Origin of the sequence: Pseudomonas sp. MBLB4123, from assembly GCF_051904775.1 — a bacterium.
GTDB lineage: Bacteria > Pseudomonadota > Gammaproteobacteria > Pseudomonadales > Pseudomonadaceae > Aquipseudomonas > Aquipseudomonas benzenivorans_B.
On record NZ_CP196711.1, the window covers coordinates 3,209,415 to 3,227,651 of the forward strand.

At 67.9% G+C, this 18,237-nt stretch carries 16 protein-coding genes; 5 read left to right on the plus strand and 11 right to left on the minus strand.

The features are described from left to right. Positions 1-51 precede the first annotated feature (51 nt). Positions 52-1,389: a hemolysin family protein gene (locus ACSX1C_RS14860; RefSeq protein WP_439886768.1), complete on the plus strand. Its 1,338-nt coding sequence runs from the start codon at positions 52-54 to the stop codon at positions 1,387-1,389. Between the two features lie 5 nt (positions 1,390-1,394). On the opposite strand, the gene ACSX1C_RS14865 is transcribed toward ACSX1C_RS14860, so the two are convergent. The 6 genes from ACSX1C_RS14865 to ACSX1C_RS14890 form a co-directional block, all read right to left on the minus strand. Then, positions 1,395-2,258: a DMT family transporter gene (locus tag ACSX1C_RS14865; protein WP_439886769.1), complete on the minus strand. Its 864-nt coding sequence runs from the start codon at positions 2,256-2,258 to the stop codon at positions 1,395-1,397. 48 nt (positions 2,259-2,306) lie between these two features. Then, positions 2,307-3,095 carry a maleate cis-trans isomerase family protein gene (locus tag ACSX1C_RS14870; protein WP_439886770.1) on the minus strand — a complete coding sequence of 263 codons (789 nt, stop codon included), beginning with the start codon at positions 3,093-3,095 and terminating at the stop codon, positions 2,307-2,309. Between the two features lies 1 nt (position 3,096). After that, positions 3,097-4,041 (minus strand): cyclodeaminase, encoded by a 945-nt coding sequence (locus tag ACSX1C_RS14875; RefSeq protein WP_439886771.1) that lies wholly within the window; start codon positions 4,039-4,041, stop codon positions 3,097-3,099. Continuing rightward, positions 4,028-5,023: a hydroxyectoine utilization dehydratase EutB gene (gene eutB / locus ACSX1C_RS14880; protein ID WP_439886772.1), complete on the minus strand. Its 996-nt coding sequence runs from the start codon at positions 5,021-5,023 to the stop codon at positions 4,028-4,030. The genes ACSX1C_RS14875 and eutB overlap by 14 nt, the downstream gene beginning before the upstream one ends. Positions 5,024-5,092: 69 nt before the next feature. After that, complete coding sequence (locus ACSX1C_RS14885) at positions 5,093-6,499, minus strand: aspartate aminotransferase family protein (RefSeq protein WP_439886773.1); 1,407 nt, start codon at positions 6,497-6,499, stop codon at positions 5,093-5,095. A 54-nt stretch (positions 6,500-6,553) separates the two neighbouring features. Then, a complete protein-coding gene (locus tag ACSX1C_RS14890) occupies positions 6,554-8,026 on the minus strand; it encodes an NAD-dependent succinate-semialdehyde dehydrogenase (RefSeq protein ID WP_439886774.1) in 1,473 nt (490 codons plus the stop codon). Between the two features lie 424 nt (positions 8,027-8,450). On the opposite strand from ACSX1C_RS14890, the gene ACSX1C_RS14895 reads away from it, so the two are divergent. After that, positions 8,451-9,593, plus strand: coding sequence for a BCCT family transporter (locus ACSX1C_RS14895; protein WP_439886775.1), 1,143 nt, complete (start codon positions 8,451-8,453; stop codon positions 9,591-9,593). Positions 9,594-9,629: 36 nt separating this feature from the next. Here the strand turns inward: ACSX1C_RS14895 and ACSX1C_RS14900 are convergent, their stop codons facing one another. The 4 genes from ACSX1C_RS14900 to doeA form a co-directional block, all read right to left on the minus strand. After that, positions 9,630-10,109 carry an Lrp/AsnC family transcriptional regulator gene (locus ACSX1C_RS14900; protein WP_439886776.1) on the minus strand — a complete coding sequence of 160 codons (480 nt, stop codon included), beginning with the start codon at positions 10,107-10,109 and terminating at the stop codon, positions 9,630-9,632. Positions 10,110-10,198: 89 nt separating this feature from the next. Beyond that, positions 10,199-11,239, minus strand: coding sequence for a TRAP transporter substrate-binding protein (locus ACSX1C_RS14905; RefSeq protein WP_439886777.1), 1,041 nt, complete (start codon positions 11,237-11,239; stop codon positions 10,199-10,201). 56 nt (positions 11,240-11,295) lie between these two features. Then, the gene (gene doeB / locus ACSX1C_RS14910) at positions 11,296-12,306 is read right to left on the minus strand and encodes a N(2)-acetyl-L-2,4-diaminobutanoate deacetylase DoeB (protein ID WP_439889425.1); all 1,011 of its coding nucleotides are present in this window, start codon (positions 12,304-12,306) and stop codon (positions 11,296-11,298) included. 64 nt (positions 12,307-12,370) lie between these two features. Beyond that, entirely contained in the window at positions 12,371-13,558 is a 1,188-nt protein-coding gene (doeA, locus tag ACSX1C_RS14915; RefSeq protein ID WP_439886778.1) for an ectoine hydrolase DoeA, read from the minus strand. 267 nt (positions 13,559-13,825) lie between these two features. Between doeA and ACSX1C_RS14920 the strand changes: the two genes are divergently transcribed. The 3 genes from ACSX1C_RS14920 (at position 13,826) to ACSX1C_RS14930 (ending at position 17,204) form a co-directional block, all read left to right on the plus strand. Then, positions 13,826-15,226, plus strand: a complete 1,401-nt coding sequence (locus tag ACSX1C_RS14920; protein ID WP_439886779.1) for a PLP-dependent aminotransferase family protein — start codon at positions 13,826-13,828, stop codon at positions 15,224-15,226. A 146-nt stretch (positions 15,227-15,372) separates the two neighbouring features. Then, positions 15,373-15,909, plus strand: coding sequence for a TRAP transporter small permease (locus ACSX1C_RS14925; protein WP_439886780.1), 537 nt, complete (start codon positions 15,373-15,375; stop codon positions 15,907-15,909). 17 nt (positions 15,910-15,926) lie between these two features. After that, positions 15,927-17,204, plus strand: a complete 1,278-nt coding sequence (locus tag ACSX1C_RS14930; protein WP_439889426.1) for a TRAP transporter large permease — start codon at positions 15,927-15,929, stop codon at positions 17,202-17,204. A gap of 60 nt (positions 17,205-17,264) precedes the next feature. Here the strand turns inward: ACSX1C_RS14930 and ACSX1C_RS14935 are convergent, their stop codons facing one another. Continuing rightward, positions 17,265-18,161 (minus strand): peptidoglycan DD-metalloendopeptidase family protein, encoded by an 897-nt coding sequence (locus ACSX1C_RS14935; RefSeq protein ID WP_439886781.1) that lies wholly within the window; start codon positions 18,159-18,161, stop codon positions 17,265-17,267. Between the last annotated feature and the right edge of the window lie 76 nt (positions 18,162-18,237).

The following is an 18,237-nucleotide window of genomic DNA, read 5'->3' on the forward strand; positions in this document are numbered from 1 at the left end:
GCCCGGCGCCAGCCCCCACCCTTTAGCGGTCATTGGCCAACCGAACCCTCCATGGACCCCTCCTCTAGTTATTCCGCCGCCTATTTCGCCGACTTCGGCCTGCTTCTCTTCGCCCTCTTCCTGGTCCTGCTCAACGGCTTCTTCGTCGCCGCCGAGTTCGCCATCGTCCGCCTGCGTGCCACCAAGGTCGAGGCCCTGGCCGAGCAGCACGGCTGGCGTGGGCACATCCTGCGTACCGTGCACGCGCAAATGGACGCCTACCTGTCGGCCTGCCAGCTGGGCATCACCCTGGCCTCCCTGGGTCTGGGCTGGGTCGGCGAACCGGCCTTCGCCCACCTGCTCGAACCGCTGCTCGGGGTGCTCGGCATCGACTCGCCGACGCTGGTCAGCGCCATCGCCTTCTTCACCGCCTTCGCCATCATCTCCTACCTGCACATAGTGGTCGGCGAACTGGCGCCCAAGAGCTGGGCGATCCGCCAGCCCGAGCTGCTGTCGCTGTGGACCGCGGCGCCGCTGTACCTGTTCTACTGGCTGATGTACCCGGCGATCTTCCTGCTCAACGCCAGCGCCAACGCCATCCTGCGCATCGCCGGCCAGGGCGAGCCGGGGCCGCACCACGAGCACCACTACAGCCGCGACGAACTCAAGCTGATCCTCCACTCCAGCCGCGCCCGCGACCCCGGCGACCAGGGCATGCGCGTGCTGGCCTCGGCGGTGGAACTGGGCGAGCTGGAGGTGGTGGACTGGGCCAACTCCCGCGAGGATCTGGTCTACCTGGAGCTGAACGCCCCCCTGGACGAGGTGTTCAGCGTGTTCCGCCGGCACAAGTACAGCCGCTACCCGGTGTACGACGCCGCGGCCGAGGACTTCGTCGGCGTGCTGCACATCAAGGACCTGCTGCTGCACCTGTCGCTGCTGGAGATGCTGCCCTCGGCGCTGAAGATCGCCGAGCTGATGCACCCGATCGAGCGGGTGACCCGGCATATGCCGCTGTCCAGCCTGCTCGAGCAGTTCCGCCAGGGCACCGCCCACTTCGCCCTGGTCGAGGAGGCCGACGGCAAGGTGATCGGCTACCTGACCATGGAGGACGTGCTCGAGGCCCTGGTCGGCGACATCCAGGACGAACACCGCAAGGCCGAGCGCGGCATCCTCGCCTACCAGCCGGGCAAGCTGCTGGTGCGCGGCGACACGCCGCTGTTCAAGGTCGAGCGCCTGCTCGGCGTCAGCCTCGAGCCCATCGAGGCGGAAACCCTGGCCGGGCTGATCTACGAGACCCTCAAGCGCATGCCGGAAGAGGAGGAGTCACTGGAGGTCGGCGGTCTGCGCATCATCGTCAAGAAGATGAAAGGCCCCAAGGTCGTCCTGGCCAAGGTGCTGCGCCTGGACTGAGCGGCTCAGCCGGCCGGCGCCACGCGGCGCCAGCTCAGCAGGCCGTGCACGCACAGGGTGACGAAGATCAGCGCGCCGCCCAGCAGCACCTGGCTGCTGGGCGCCTCGCCGAGCAGCCACCAGACCCACAGCGGCCCCAGCACCACCTCCAGCAGCAGCAACAGGCCCACCTCGGTGGCGCTGATCCAGCGCGGCCCGAGCTGGATCAGCATGAAGGCCAGGGGCAGCAGCACCCCGGCCATGACGGCCAGGCCGGCCCACTGCGTCGGGCTTAGCGCCGGTGTGCCGCCGAACAGGAACCCCAGCAGCGACACCAGCAGGGCGCCGGGAATCAGCGCCGGGCTCATGTCCACCGCCGGCTTGCTGCGCGCCAGGGTGAAGTTGCCGGCCAGCAGGGTGGCGGCCGCCAGGGCCCAGGCGTTGCCCGCCAGGCTGTTGCCCGGCGCCTCGTCGGCGACGATCAGCAGCACGCCGCCGACGCACACCAGGATCGCCAGCAGGGTGCGCAAGGCCAGGCGCTCGCCGAGAAACAGCCAGGCCAGGGCCGCGGCGATCAGCGGGGCGATGCTGAGGATCAGCAGGGCATTGGCCGCCCCGGCCAGGGTGATGGCCTGGACGAAGCCGATGGTGCTGCCGCAGTAGCACAGCCCGCAGCCCAGGCCGGTCCAGCCGCAACGCCGGGCGGCGGCCGGCAACCCGCCGCGGTAGCGCCAGGCGAGCAGCAGGCCCAGGCCGATGGCCATGAGCAGGCCGCGCCAGGCCAGCACCGACATGGCCTCGGCGGCCAGCCAGCGCAGCACCAGGGCGTCCGGCGACAGCACCAGCACGCCGAACGCGGTCAACAGCAAGCCCTTCTGTCGCTCCTGCACCTCAGACTCCCCGCTGCAGCACGCAGGCCGGGCGCGTGCGTGCGCCCTTCAAGCCAACGCGTAGCTGTCGGTCAGCAAGGTACCGAAACCCTGGGGCCGGTGCACGCAGCCGGCCAGTTGCAGGGCATGCCAGAACAGCGCCTGGTTGCTGGAGATCACCGGCAACCCCAGGCTGTGCTCCAGCTCGTCGAGCAGGCCGAGGGTGCGCAGGTTGGTGCAGGAGAGGAACAGCGCATCGACCCGCTGGCCGATCAGCAACTCGCGCGCCGCCTGCTCGATGGCCGCCTCGGGAATCCGCGGGATCTCGGCATCCTCCAGCACGCCGAAGGTGCCGAAGGCCGCCACCTCGTGGCCGGCCTGCTGCAGGCCCTGATAGATCGGGTAGTTGACCTCGCCGATATAGGGCGTGAGCACCGCGATGCGCCGCGCGTCGAGGCCGCGCAGGGCCGCCTTGACCGCGCTCCAGGGGTTGGTCACCGGCACGCCGGGGTGCGCCTGGTTGATCAAGCGACTCACCTCCTGCTCGCCGATCAGCATGCTGCCCGAGGTGCAGCCGAAGGCCAGCACGTCCAGCGGCAGGCCCGGCACCAGCAGGGCACTGGACTGGCTCAGGCCCTGGGCCATGCTGCGCAGCCCGTCCGGAGTGACGGTCGGGCTGCAGGGGGTGCGGGTGCTGTACAGCTCGACCCGCTCGCCGAGCAGCTGGCGCCATTCGTTCTCCAGGGTGAAATCGCTGGCCAGTTGCACCAGGCCGATGCGCACGTGGCCGTCATCGCTGGCGCGCACGTGGTCGAAGCACTGCTGCAGGGCCTGGAACTCGGCGAAGGACTGGACCATCTCAGGCCTCCTCGAGCAGGCGCGCGGCGTAGTTGGCGATGGCGGTGTCCTGCACCCCGGTGCCGGTCAGGTCGCACACCGTGATCTGCTCGGCGCCGCTGCGGACCTTGCGCCCCGCGGCGATCAGGCTGCCCAGCTCGAACACCTCGCGTTCCAGGGCCGGGGCGTGGTGCAGCTCGCCGAGGGCGCGGGACTGGCTGAGGCGGTCGACCACCAGCACCTCGGCGTTGGCCAGGATGCTCGGCTCCAGCTCGTTCTTGTGCGGGTTGTCCGAGCCCATGGCGGTGACGTGCACGCCCCTGGGCAGGTCGCTCCAGCGCAGCACCGGCTCGCGCGCCGGGGTGGTGGTGACCACGATGTCGGCCTCGGCGCAGGCGGCCGCGGCGCTGGCGTGCACCCTGACGTCCAGGCCGTACTGCGCGCGCATGCGCACGGCATAGGCCTCGGCCTTGTCGAGGTCGCGGGCGTGCACATGCACCTGGCGGATGTCGCGCACCAGGCGCAGCGCCGCGACCTGCAGCTCGGCCTGCAGGCCGGCGCCGATCACCGCGACGCGCCGGGCGTCCTCGCGGGCCAGGTGCTTGGCGGCGATGGCGCCGGCCAGGGCGGTGCGGATGTCGGTCAGGTAGCCCTCGTCGAACAGCACCGCCTCGACCAGCCCGGTCTTGGCCGAAAACAGCAGCATCAGGCCGTTGAGGCTGGGCAGGCCGAGCTTGGGGTTGTCGAAGAAGCCGGGACTGATCTTCACCGCGAAACGCGGCCAGCCGCGGATGTGCGCGGTCTTCACGTCGACCTCGCCGTTGCTCTCGGCGATGTTCATGCTGAGGATCGGCGGCATCGCCACCTCGTCGCGGCCGAGGGCGGCGAAACCGGCCTCGACGGCCTCCAGGGCGGCCGGGTCGAGCGTGACCCGCTCGGCGATCTGCTGGCGGTTATAGATTTTCATAGGGACGCTCTCCGGCCAGGCGGCAGGCCTCGGCAAAGGTGGCGGTGGACAGGTTCTGGCCGCTGACCACGAACGCCACGCGGCGCCCGCTCAGGTCCAGTTGGTGCTGCTCGACGGCGGCCACGCCGACCGCGGCGGCGCCCTCGACCAGGAGTTTCTCCTCGCGCAGGAAATGCAGCATGGCGCGGGCGATCTGCGCCTCGTCGACCTTGTAGCCGCGGTCCATATAGCGCTGGGTCATGGCGAAGCTCCAGGCGTTGTCCAGGCCGATGCCGCCACCCAGGCTGTCGGCCAGCGACGCCACCTCGGGCACCTGCAGCGGGTGGCCGGCGGCCAGGCTCTCGAGCATCGCCGCGCCCTGGTTCATGCTCACGCCTATGACCTCGGCTTGGGGGTTGATGCTCTTGACCGCCAGGCCCAGGCCGGCGATCAGGCCGCCGCCGGACAGGCCGGCGAACAGCATGTCGATGTCCGGCTGCTCCTCCATGATCTCCAGGCCGCAGGTGCCCTGGCCGGCGATCACCAGCGGATCGTCGAACGGCGAGACATAGGCCAGGCCCTGCTCGTCGCGCAGACGCCGCGCCTCGACGTCGGCCTCGTCCTGAGCCTGGCCGTGGATCACCAGCTCGGCGCCGCTCTGACGCAGGGCCTCGACCTTGTTGGCCGGCACCAGGCGCGAGATGCACACCCTGACCGGAATGCCCAGGTGCTGGCCGGCATAGGCCAGGGCGCGGCCGAAGTTGCCGGTGGACATGGTCACCACGCCGCGCCGGCGCTGCGCCGCATCCAGGCCGAGCAGGGCGTTGACCGCGCCGCGCAGCTTGAAGGCGCCGGTGGGCTGCAGGCAGTCGAGCTTGAGCCAGGCCTCGCAGTCCCAGCGCCGCGACAGCGATTCGGAACGCACCAGCGGGGTGCGCAGGGCCAGGCCGGCGATGCGCTGGCGGGCCCGGTAGATGTCTTGCAGGGTCAGTTGTTGGTTCATGTGCAGAGTCCAACCTGTGAACGCAAGCGGGGGCCACCGTCTCGATGCCCCCCGCGTTGACCTGGCGAGTTACTTGGCCTGCCAGGCGCCGCTGCTGATCAGCTTGTCGGTGACCTTGTTCACCGCCCGCTCGGCGCGGCCGACTATGTCGTCGACCTCGCCACGGGTGACCACCAGCGGCGGGGCGAAGCCGAGGATGTCGCCGTGGGGCATGGCCCGGGCGATCAGGCCCTCTTCCAGGCAGGCCGCGGAAATCTGCGCGCCGACCTTGAGGTTGGGGTCGAAGTGCTGGCGCTTGCTGCGGTCGGCGGAGAACTCCAGGGCCGCCAGCAGGCCGATGCCGCGCGCCTCGCCGACCAGCGGGTGCTGGCCGAAGGTCTCCTGCATGCGCTGCTGCAGGTAGGCGCCGGTGTCGCGGGCGTTACCGGTGAGGTTCTCGCGCTCGATGATGTCCAGGTTGGCGATGGCCGAGGCGATGCCCATGGGGTGGCCGGAGTAGGTGTAGCCGTGGCCGATGGCGCCATAGCTGTCGGTGCCCTGCTCCAGCACCTGCCACACGCGCTCGCCGACTATGACCCCGGACAGCGGCTGGTAGGCCGAGGTCAGGCCCTTGGCCACGGTGATCAGGTCCGGCTTCATCTCGTAGTACTGCGAGCCGAAGTCCACGCCCAGGCGGCCGAAACCGCAGACCACCTCGTCGGCGATCAAGAGGATGTCGTACTTGTCCAGCACCTTGCGGATCTCCGCCCAGTAGCCCTGCGGCGGCGGCACGATGCCGCCGGTGCCGAGCACCGGCTCGCCGATCATCGCCGCGACCGTGTCCGGGCCTTCGGCGAGGATCATCTCCTCGAGCCTCTGCGCGCAGTAGCGGGAGAACTCCAGCTCGCTCATGCCGTCGTCGGGGCGACGGTAGTAGACCGGCGCCACGGTGTGCTTGATGCGCTCCAGCGGCAGGTCGAAGTGGGCGTGGAACACCGGCAGGCCGGTCATGGAGCCGGAGGCGATGCTCGAGCCGTGATAGCCGCGGTCGCGGGAGATGACCTTCTTCTTCTCCTTACGGCCGAGGATGTTGTTGTAGTACCAGACCAGCTTGAGCTGGGTCTCGTTGGCGTCCGAACCGGACATGCCGTAGTAGACCTTGCTCATGCCCTGGCCGGCGAGCCTGACGATGCGCTCGGACAGGCTGGCCATGCCCTCGGTGGTGTGGCCGACATAGGTGTGGTAGTAGGCCAGCTGCTTGGCCTGCGCGTAGATCGCCTCGGCCATCTCGCTGCGGCCGTAGCCGATGTTCACGCAGTACAGGCCGGCGAAGCCGTCGATGAACTCGTTGCCCAGGGAATCCTGGATGCGGATGCCCTGGGCGCCGGTGACGATGCGCGCCGGGCTCTCGCCGTGGGCGTGCTGCTTGAGGTGGGTGGAGGCGTGGAAGACGTTCTGGCGGTCGATCTCGATGATCTTCTGGGTGTCGATGGTCATGGCATTGCCCTCGTTCGATTCGGTTTCGGGTGGCGTTCAGGCGGCTGAGCGCGATTAACTTCCGCTGGCGCTGGGCAGGTTGCCCAGGCAGTAGTACTTGATCTGGCTGTATTCATCGAGGCCGTGGCGCGAGCCCTCGCGGCCGAGGCCGGACTGCTTGACGCCGCCGAACGGCACGGGCGGGCCGGTCATCTTCACCGAGTTGACGCTGACCATGCCGAACTCCAGGCCGCGCAACAGGCGCCACACCGGGCGCATGTCGTAACCATAGACATAGGCGGCCAGGCCGTACTCGGTGTCGTTGGCCTGGGCGATCAGCTGCTCCAGGTCGTCCCAGGCCAGCACGCCGGCCACCGGGGCGAAGTTCTCCTCGCGGTAGACGCGCATGTCCGCGGTCACGTCGGCCAGCAGGGTCGGCATGAAGTAGTTGCGCCCCGGGGCCTGCTCCTGGTCGCCGACCAGCAGGCGGGCGCCCTTGACCACGGCGTCGTCCACCAGCTCCTGGGCCTTGGCCACCGCCTTGGCGTTGATCAGCGGGCCCTGGTTGACCCCGCGGATCAGGCCGTTGCCCACGGTCAGTTCGCCCATGCGCCGGGCGAAGGCGGCCAGGAAGGGCTCGTACAGCGAGCGATGCACGAAGATGCGGTTGGCCGCCAGGCAGTCCTGGCCGGTGGTCTGGAACTTGGCGTCGATGGCCGCCTGGGCGGCCTGTTCCACGTCCATGTCCGGCAGCACGATGAAGGGCGCGTTGCCGCCCAGCTCCATCGAGCACTTCTTCACCGTGGCCGCGGCCTGCTGCAGCAGCAGGCGGCCGACCCGGGTCGAGCCGGTGAAGGACAGCGCCTTGACCTTGTCGCTGGCGCAGAGCACCTGGGAAACCATTTCCGCCTCGCCGGTGACGACGTTGAACACCCCGGCGGGGAAGCCGGCGCGCTCGGCCAGCTCGGCCAGGGCCAGGGCGGAGAACGGCGTCTCGCCGGCCGGCTTGACCAGCACGGTGCAGCCCACGGCCAGGGCCGCGGCGGCCTTGCGGGTGATCATCGCGCAGGGGAAGTTCCACGGGGTGATCAGCGCGGCGACGCCGATCGGCTCGCGCAGGCTGCCCAGCTGGGCGTTGCGGATGTGGCTGGGGATGGTCTCGCCGTAGGCGCGGCGCGCCTCCTCGGCGAACCAGCGGATAAAGGAGGCGGCGTAGTCGATCTCGCCCCGGGCCTCATCGAGCGGCTTGCCCTGCTCGAGGGTCATCAGCCGGGCGAGGTCTTCCTTGTGCTCCAGCAGCAGGTCGTGCCACTTGCCGAGGATGGCGCCGCGCTCGTCCACCGAGCGGGCGCGCCAGGCCGGAAAGGCGGCGTCGGCGGCATCGATGGCGGCGGCGACCTGGCCCTGGTCGAGCAGGGTGCAGCGGCCGATGGTTTCTTCGCTGGCCGGATCGATGACCGCCTCGTCGCGGCCGTCGTTGCCGGCGACCCATTTGCCGTTGACGTAGGCCAGCTGGCGAACCAGGCGTGGATCTTTCAGTGTGTGCATGGACGGCGTCCCCTCTGCGGGCCCTGGTGCAGCGAGTGCATGCTGCAGGGCGTGGTGCGTGTTTACGGCTTCCACTCTAGGGGGGATGGGCGCGCGGTTTTTTCTCTTAGCCGGGGCCGCGCGCCCGGTTTTTTTTCTTTGCGCGGCCTTCTGCACGGTTTTTTTCGGCGACGCCGCGCGGCTGCGGCGCTGGCCGATTCGGCGGACGAAATGGCCGACACGCGGCCTGGCCGCCCGGGGCCGGCCGGGATCGCGACGCCCGGCGACGCCCTCGGGCATGCGACAGCCGATTCGACCGGCCAGGATGGTGCCGGCAGCGGCCCCGCCGACAGGGCCGCCTGCGCCGTATCACTCCAACAAGAACATGACCGTCGAGCCGGGTGCAGGCCGCACGCAGCGCTCGCTCAGGACGGACGGGGACTCTATGAACCTGATTCTATCGGGGGCGATCATCGCCCTGCTCGCCGCCACCCTGCTGGTCCTGCTGCGCTGGGGCAACCTGCGCTGCAGCGGCCCGGAGCCGGTGGGCCTGTTCACCTTCCTGGCGATCCTCTTCACCTCCGGCCTGGACATGGGCCTGATCATCTTCCCGCTGACCGAGTTCCCGACCTACGCCGAGGAAGCCCAGTACCAGTTCTCCAACCCCCTGGCGGTGGAGTTCGGCTTCTGGGGCTTCCTGATCTGGGCCTTCTATTTCATCACCACCTTCTACTTCTGCGTGGTCGAACCGCGGGTCAAGCTGTTCGAGCTGCGCCCGGTGAAGCTGATCAACAACCTGGTGATCATCTCCACCTGCGCCTTCACCGCCTACCTGTTCCTGGTCAACATCGCCTGGTACGCGCCTGAGCTGGGCGACGGCCTGGCCTATCTGGTGGTGGTGGGCATCATTCTGGCGGCGGTCTATTCCAGCACCGACATCCGCTACCTGAAGATCCTCAGCGTCGGCTCGACCTGGCTGTTCTTCGCCCTGATCCTCGGCATGTGGTGGGCGGGCGACCTCGGCGCGGGCTACTTCGCCGAGGCGGCCGGGAAGATCGGCAGCGGCTACTTCGCCGAGTTGCCCGGCTTCATCCTGCCGCTGGGGGATTACCACGCCTTCTACCTGTTCTGGTGGTTCGCCTGGAGCGTGATGATCGGCCAGTTCGTTTCGCGCTTCGTCGGCGGCCTGCGCACCTGGCAGCTGCTGTTGGCGTTGCTGGTGATTCCGTCGATTCCCCTGGCGATCTGGTTTGCCGTGCTGTACGGCTACTTCGACCTGGGCCTCGAGGTCAGTCAGTTCTGGAAGCTGGCCATGCTCGGCGTCGGGGTGATCTTCGTGATCAACTCGGTCGACTCCCTGGTGCGCCTGTACACCGACAACCTCGGCATCACCGTGGCGAAACTCGGCCATGGGCGCTTCATCGCCCTGAACGTCGTCCTGCTGACGAGCCTGGTGCTGCTGTTCAAGTTCACCCCGTTCGAGATCCAGTGGGTGGGCCTGGTGGTGATCGGCCTCTACGCGGTGACCCTGGTGCTGCTCATGGCGCGCCACCGCCCGGCCCTGAAGGGCATCGACGCCAGTCGCTAAGCGCAGCGGGCCGCTATCCGGCCCGCCTTGCCGCCCCTAGTCGGCGTCGCCGGAGCCCAGCTCCAGCGGCGGCTCGACCTGTTTGATGGTCTTGGTGACGATGTAGGTGAAGTAGCGCTCGATGCCCAGGTCGGCCATCAGCCAGCGGTCGACCAGGCGCTGGTACTGGTCGATGTCCTCGGCCATGACCTTGACGATGTAGTCGACGCCGCCGCCGGTGGCGTAGCACTCGGTCACCTGCGGGCAGTCCAGCATGGCCTTCTCGAAACGCGCGAAGGCCTCGCGGTTGTGCTGCTTGAGGGTGATCTCGATCAGCACCGCGGCACGCTTGAGCAGCACCTCGGTGTTCAGCTGGGCGCCGTAGCCGCGGATGATGCCGGCCTCCTCCAGGCGCTTGACCCGCTCCCAGCACGGGCTGACCGACAGGTTGATGGCCTCGGCCAGGCTGGATTTGGTGATGCGCCCGTTATGCTGGAGGATGCGCAGAATCTTCAGGTCGTAACTGTCCAGACGCATAGAACCGCTCCGGCGCGGGACGGGCCCGCGCACCAGATGTGACAAAGCCGGCGGAGCAACCCCGCCGGCTCACGCATGACACTCGCCGCTTAGTATTTCTGTTCCAGCTCGGCGATCTCCGCCTCCAGCGCCTCGAGGGCGGTGCCGGCTTCCGGACCGGCCAGCTCCACCAGCTTGTCGCGCAGCGGCTCGCTGGCCTTGCGGAAGGCGGCCTGCTCCTGCTCGTTCAGGTGCACCACCTGGATGCCCGGCTTGGCCTGCTGGATCTTCTCCAGACGCTCCTGGTTATAGGTGGCCTGAGTCTCGAAGATGTAGGGCGCCAGCTCGTCAATGGTCTCGTCGATGATCTTGCGCTGCTCGGCCGGCAGGCCCTGGTACCAGGACTCGCTGGACAGCACGGCGACGGTGAACTGCTGATGGCCGGACCAGGTCAGCACGTCGGTGACCTCGTAGAACTTCATCTCCTCGATGGCGAAGATCGGGTTCTCCTGACCGTCGATCATCTTCAGCTGCAGGGCGCCGTACACCTCGGAATAGGGCAGCGGGGTGGGCACCGCGCCGAACGACTTGTAGGTCTCCACCAGCATCGGCGAGGCCATCACGCGCATCTTCACGTTGTCGAAGTCGGCCGGCTTGCGCACCACCTTGTTGGTGGTCCAGACCATCTCGCCTTCCGGGTACATGCTGAGCAGGCGCAGGTTGCGGGTCTTCAGCTTGTCGGCCATGGGCCCGTAGATGGTCGGGCTGCCGGTCAGCAGCTCGAGGTTGACCTTGTTGTTCTGCGACAGCAGGTAGGGCATGGAGAACACCTGCATCGACGGCGCGGTGGAGCCGAGGATGCCGGTGGAGCCATGGGTGAACTGCAGCACGCCGTTGGCCACCAGCTCGGTGAGGTCTTCCGACTCGCCCAGGGCGCCATAGGGGTAGACGGTGACGGTGATGTCGCCGCCGCTCTTCTCTTCCACCAGCTGCTTGAACTTCTGCGCGTAGGCGTCCTGCACGCTGCCGCTGATCTCCTCCAGGGCGAACTTCCACTCCTCGGCCGCCGCTGCCAGGCTCGCCTGCCCCGCCAGGGCCAGGCCCATTGCCGCGGCCAGGGCCGCCTTCTTCACTGTGCTGAACTTGCTCATGCTGAGGTCTCCGCTTGTTTTTATATTCAGGAAAATGCGACTGAGCCTGCCTGTCTTCAGCCTCCGACTACGTCGGCGATCACCGCCAGGGTGTCGCCTATGTCCACCAGCGCCGGGAAGCGCCGCGCCACCAGCATCCCGTCGCGCTCGGCGCGGTATTCCACCGCCGGCGTGCCGGTGCGCTCGAAGGCATGCACCCGCGCCACCAGGTCGCCGCGCCGCACCCGGTCGCCCAGGCTCAGGGCCAGCTCGAGAATGCCGCGGTGCAGGCTCTGCACGTAGCAGCTGGCATCGGGCATATCCAGCTGCAGCGGCGGCTCGTCCGCCGGCTCCGGCTCGCCCTCGATGATCCCGGCGAACTTGAGGAAGTTGCGCACGCCGCGATCGGCCAGGGCCATGGTCTGCGGCGTGCTGGTGCCGCCGCCGCGCAGTTCGGTGGTGACGAACACCTTGCCCTGGGCTTCCACCGCGGTGTCGTACAGCGAGGCCGCATCCAGCTCGAAGAGGATCATGCTGGCGGCGGTGCCGAACAGCCGGGCGCCCTCGATGCACTTGGCTTCCTGCTCGGGGTCGGGCAGCCGGTGGGCCGCGGCGAAGGGCAGGATGTCCAGGGTCTTGCCACCGCTGTGGATATCCAGAGCGTAGTCGCACAGCGGGATCAGGTAGCGCTGGAAGTAGTCGGCGATGCGCTCGGTCATGGCCCCGTGGGGGTTGCCGGGGAACGAGCGGTTCATGTTGCCCTTGTCGATCGGCGAGGTGCGGCTGCCGTTCTGCACCGCCGGGTAGTTCATCGCCGGCACTATGATCACCCGGCCCTGGACGTCCTCGGCCCGCAGCTCGCCGGCCAGCTTGAGCAGCGCGGTGATGCCCTCGTACTCGTCGCCGTGGTTGCCGCCGGTGAGCAGCGCGGTGGGGCCCGCGCCGTTCTTCACCACGCTGACGGGGATCATGATGCAGCCCCAGGCCGACTGGTCGTGGGAATACGGCAGCTTGAGGAAGCCGTGCTGCACGCCGTCGCGCGCGAAGTCGACGGTGCTGCTGATGGTGCTTTCGCCGACCTCGGCAATAGTCGAGAGACTGGTCGCCTGCAGGTCGGATTCGGGGGAAATATTCATTTCTGCTGCGCTCATCTCAGGCCTTCACGAACAGTTGGCGGGGGTAATCGCAGAGGGTTTCCACGCCGCTGTCGGTGATCAGGATGCTTTCGGTGGTTTCCAGCCCCCAGTCGTCCAGCCACAGGCCCGGCATGAAGTGGAAGGTCATGCCCGGCTGCAACACCGTGGTGTCGCTCTCGCGCAGGCTCATGGTGCGCTCGCCCCAATCCGGCGGATAGCTCAGCCCGATCGGGTAGCCGCAGCGGTTGTCGCCGCGGTCGTAGCCGTAGCGGCGCAGGGTGCTGTTCAGTTCGCGGGCGATGTCGCCGCAGGTGTTGCCCGGCTTGGCCACCGCCAGACCGGCCTCCAGGCCGGCGTTGATCGCCTCCTCGGCCTTGCGGAACGCCGCCGAGGGCTCGCCCAGGTAGAGGGTGCGCGACAGCGGGCAGTGGTAGCGCTTGTGGCAGCCGGCGATCTCGAAGAAGGTGCCTTCGCCCTGCTTGAACGGCCGGTCGTCCCAGGTCAGGTGCGGCGCCGAGGCGTCCTTGCCCGACGGCAGCATGGGCACGATGGCCGGGTAGTCGCCGAACTTGCCGTCGTGGCCGGCGCAGGCGACCCGGTAGATCTCGCCGACCAGCAGGTTCTTCGGCAGGCCCGGCTCGACCATCTCGACGATGGCCCGGTGCATGTTCTCGACGATGCGCGCGGCGACGCGCATGTACTCGACTTCCTGGGCCGACTTGATCGCCCGGCACCAGTTAACCAGGCCGGTGGCGTCCACCAGCTGGGCCTTCGGCAGGCCACGCAGCAGTGCCTGGTGCGAGGTGGCGCTGTAGTAGTAGTTGTCCATCTCCACGCCGATCACCCCGGCGGTCCAGCCCCGGGCCGGCAGCACCTGCTCGCACAGGTAGTCGAGGGCATGGTGCGGCGGGTTCATCACATAGCGGTCGCTGTAGGAGGAGATGTTCTCCTCCGCCAGGTAGACGGTGCGGCGCGCGCCGTTGGCGTCGATGCCGCGGCCGTACCACAGCGGCTCGCCGTCCTGGCCGACCACCACGCATTGCGGCGTATAGAAGGACCAGCCGTCATAGCCGGTGAGCCAGGCCATGTTCGACGGGTCGTGGACGATCAGCGTGGCGATCCCCCGCTCGGCCATGGCGGCGCGCACCTTGGCCAGTCGCTGGGCGTACTCTGCACGGCTGAAATTCAACGCGATTTCACTCATGACAGCATCTCGATAACGAACGCCTCGGCGCTCAGGTCCCAATCGGCCCGCCGGGCACCCGGCGGACGACATCGCAGCGGCGCATGGACTCAGGCGACACGCCATCCATCCGCCCTCCAGGCCGCTTGCCGCTCGACATTGCGGACGGCTGTCCGCCTGGAGAAATTGTACTGAAAGCTGCTAAAGTGACCGCAACAAATGCAGGTCAATCGCCTTCGAGAGCCATATTATGATCATTACAATTATCGTCAAGGAATTTATTGTTCTATGACAATTGATCTGAAGCCCTTCATCCGTTCCGGCCAACCCAAGTACCTGGCCATCGGCAATGCCCTGACCGAGGCGATCAACAGCGGCGCGCTGCTGCCCGGCAGCAAGCTGCCGACCCACCGCGAGCTGGCCGAGACCCTGGGCGTCAGCGTGCAGACGGTGAGCAACGCCTATGCCCATGCGGAGAAGCAGGGCGCCATCTACGCCCAAGTCGGCAGCGGCACCTTCGTGCGCAGCCGCCACGTCAGCCACGAGTCGGACTACCTGTCCACCGACGAGCACGAGGACCCGCACCGCGGCATCGACCTGTCCACCGCCCACCCGGTGTGCACCCAGCGCCACGTCAAGCTCTACCGCGAGGGCCTGGAACGCCTGGCCCGGGAAGGCCGCGACGACTTCATCACCTCCTTCCACCCGACCCAGGGCCTGACCCAGCACCGCGAGGTGGTCTGCGCCTGGCTGGCGCAGCAGAAGATGCCGGCCAACCCCGACCACATGCTGTTCTGCAACGGCGCCGCCCATGCCCTGACCATCGCCATGGCCACCGTGCTCAAGCCCGGCGACACGGTGCTGTGCGAACGGGAGACCTGCATGCTGCTGCTGGCCCTGGCGCAGACCCTGCACTTCAACCTCAAGGGAATCGCCACCGACGACCAGGGCCTGCTGCCCGAAGCCCTGGAGGCGGCCTGCAAGCAGGGCGGCGCGCGGGTGCTGTTCTGCACCCCGACCATGAACAACCCGACCACCGACACCATGGGCCTGGAGCGCCGCCAGGCGATCGCCGAGCTGGCCCGGCGTTACGACCTGACGGTGGTCGAGGACGACGTCTACGGCGCCCTGCAGCCGGACCGCCACCCGCCGCTGTCGGCGCTGATCCCGGAGCGCAGCTTCTACGCCACCAGCCTGACCAAGATCAGCCTGCCGGGCATGCGCGCCGGCTACCTGATCACCCCGCCACACCTGGTGCAGCAGGCCATCGGCCGCCTGCGCAGCACCACCTGGATGGCCACCCTGATGCCGTTCGAGATCGCCAGCTGGTGGATGCAGGACGGCACCCTGGAGCGCATGGTCGCCTTCCAGCAGCAGGAGTTCGCGGCGCGCCAGCAGATCGCCCGCGAACTGCTGGCCGACTGCAGCTTCAGGGCCCATCCCAACGGCATGCACATCTGGGCCGAACTGCCGTCCCACTGGCAACCGGAGAAGTTCGCCCGCCGCGCGCGCCAGGAAGGGGTGATGATCTTTCCCGCCGAGCCCTTCCTGGCCAGCGCCGACCGCAGCAACCAGCACGTGCGCATCAGCCTGGGCGCCGAGCAGAGCCGTACGCGCCTGCAGGCGGGGCTGGCTACGCTCAATGGGCTGTTCGGCGAAGCGCCGCCGCCCATGCATTTCGTGTTCTGAAACAGAGCAAAATCATTACATTTGCACCAATACGGCACACATGTACTGATTCAAATATCAATTGACATGATTTTTGCTCGCGGATAAGGTCAGGCTTCCACAACAAGAACAATGTCCGTCGACTCGACGACGGAGCGGAGGTGGCGATGTCTTGGTTGCGCAAGTTGGATTGGCTGCTGGAGAAGCTCGAGGCCTTCATCCTCGCCAGCGCCATCCTGCTGATGGCGTTGAACTCGGTCGGCAACGTGTTCGGCCGCTACCTGCTGAACCAGAGCCTCTACTTCTCCGAGGAGCTCAACCAGTTCCTCATCATCTTCGTCACCTTCGTCGGCTGCAGCTATGCCGCCCGGCATAGCCGGCACATCAGCATGAGCGCCTTCATCGAACAGCTGACCGGCAAGCCGGCCGCCGCCGGCCTGTTGCTGATCAACCTGCTCACCGCCGGGCTCATCCTCTGGCTGACCTGGGCGGCGATCGGCTACGTGGAGTCGGCCGCCCGCGTCGGCCGCGCCTCCTCGGCGCTGCAGCTGCCGCTGCACTACATCTACCTGGTGATCCCCCTGGGCCTGGGCATGACCGGCCTGCAGTTCCTGCGCCATGCGTTCACCCAGCTGCTGGTCCTGCTCGGCCGGCGCGAGGCGCCGCCGCGCCACGTCGACACTCCTCTTCCGCCGCAACCCTGAGTGCTGCCGCCATGGATATGACCACCGCCCTGCTGCTCATCATGCTGGTTCTGCTGCTGGCCGGCTTCCCGATGATGACCACACTGCTGGCCGCCGCCGCCGCCGGCTTCACGTTCTTCTTCACCATGGGCCCGGAGTTCATCATCCAGCAGATGATCGCCGGCATCCGCCCGGCCGCCCTGGTGGCGGTGCCGATGTTCATTCTCGCCGCCGACATCATCACCCGCGGCGCCACCGCCAACCGCCTGCTCGACGTGGCCATGGCCTTCGTCGGCCACGTGCGCGGCGGCATGGCGGTGACCACGGCGCTGAGCTGCGCCCTGTTCGGCGCCCTGTCCGGCTCGACCCAGGCCACGGTGGTGGGGGTCGGCAGCATCATGCGGCCGAAGATGCTGCAGCAGGGCTACAAGGACAGCTTCGCCATCTCGCTGATCATCAACGCCTCGGACATCGCCCTGCTGATCCCGCCGAGCATCGGCATGATCATCTACGGCGTGGTCTCCGGCACCTCGGTGGCCGAGCTGTTCATCGCCGGCATCGGCCCGGGCCTGCTGCTGATGCTGCTGCTGGCCGGCTACTGCTACGTCTATGCACGGCTCACCGGCATTCCCCGAGGCGAGAAATTCGGCTGGATGGAACGCCTGGTCACCTGCCGCCGCGCCATCCTGCCGCTGCTGCTGCCGGTGCTGACCATCGGCGGCATCTACTCCGGGGTGTTCAGCCCCACCGAGGCGGCCGCGGTGTCGGTGCTCTATGCGCTGATCCTGGAGATGCTGATCTTCCGCCGGGTGAAATTCGGCGAGCTGCCGTCCATCGCCCTGTCCACCGGCCTGATCACCGCCGTGGTGTTCATCCTGGTGGCGGCCGGCGCGGCGTTCTCCTGGGTGATCTCCTTTGCCCAGATCCCGCAGCAGATCCTCAGCGGCATCGGCATCCTGAGCGCCTCGCCCACCGAGCTGCTGATCATCATCTCGATCGCCTTCTTCCTCGGCTGCATGTTCGTCGACCCGATCGTGGTCATGCTGATCCTGGTGCCGATCTTCGCCCCGGCGGTGCGCCTGTCCGGTCTCGACCCGGTGCTGGTCGGCATCATCATCACCCTGCAGGCGGCCATCGGCTCGGCGACGCCGCCCTTCGGCTGCGACATCTTCACCGCCATCGCGGTGTTCCGCCGACCCTACGTGGACGTGGTGCGCGGCAGCCTGCCGTTCTTCGTCATCCTGCTGCTGATGTCGGTGCTGCTGATCCTGTTCCCGCCCATCACCCTGTTCCTGCGCGACCTGGCGTTCCGCTGAGGATCACGTCAAATCAAGCCCCGCTGCCGGCGCGATCATGATCGCGCCGGCAGCGGTTTTTCATTCGCCGCCGATGGCGAAATTGGGCAGGCTGTCGACCGGCTGGGAGAAGCTGAAGGGGATGGACTCCAGGGCCAGGCCGACGTTGCGCTGCACCACGAAGTGCAGGTGCGGGCCGGTGCTGTTGCCGGTGTTGCCGGAGCGGGCGATCTGCTGGCCGGCCTCCACCCGGCGGCCTTCGCGGACCTGCACCGAGCCCTTCATCAGGTGCAGGTAGACGCCCATGGTGCCGTCGTCGTGGAGGATGCGCACATAGTTGCCGGAGGGGTTGGTGCCGCGCCCGCTCTGCTGGTTCTCGGTCTTCACCACCACGCCGCCGCGGGCCGCGACTATGGGCGTGCCCTCGGGCATGGCGATGTCCATGGCGTAGCGGCCCTTGGGGGTGAAGTGGCTGTACTTGCCGTTGGCGCCCTGGGTCAGGCGAAACGGCCCGCCGCGCCAGGGCAAGGGATAACGCTGCCGGGTCGGCAGCAGACGCGGATCGCCCAAGGCATAGCGCAGCTTGGGCGTGTAGCGCAGCGGCCGGCCGGCATCGCGCGGCGCCAGGGTGGCCAGGCGCATGCTGCTGCGCGGCGGCAGCACCCAGTCGATCGGCCCGTCCGGGGCGCCGACGGCGTTGTCGACCTCCACCAGCTTCAGCTCGACCTGCACCGGGGCATAGAGATCGTTGCGTACCAGCAGGGTCTCGCCGGCCGCGTGCTTCTTGGTTTCCAGCTTCACCTGGTTGTCCAGGCGCTCGACCATGCGGTCGCGGAACACGAACACCTGGGCGCCGGGCGCGGCCTGGTCGGAATAGGTGACCACACCATTGGCATCGGTGTACTTGTAGATGGTCAGGGCCACAGCCTGGCTGGCTGCGGCCCACAGGCTGCAGAGAAGAATCAGACGCCCTAGCATATCGACTCGGATCTTATGGCTATTGGATATCCGGACTAGGGAGACTAGCAGCCCCGCGGACGCTGCGCGAGACGGC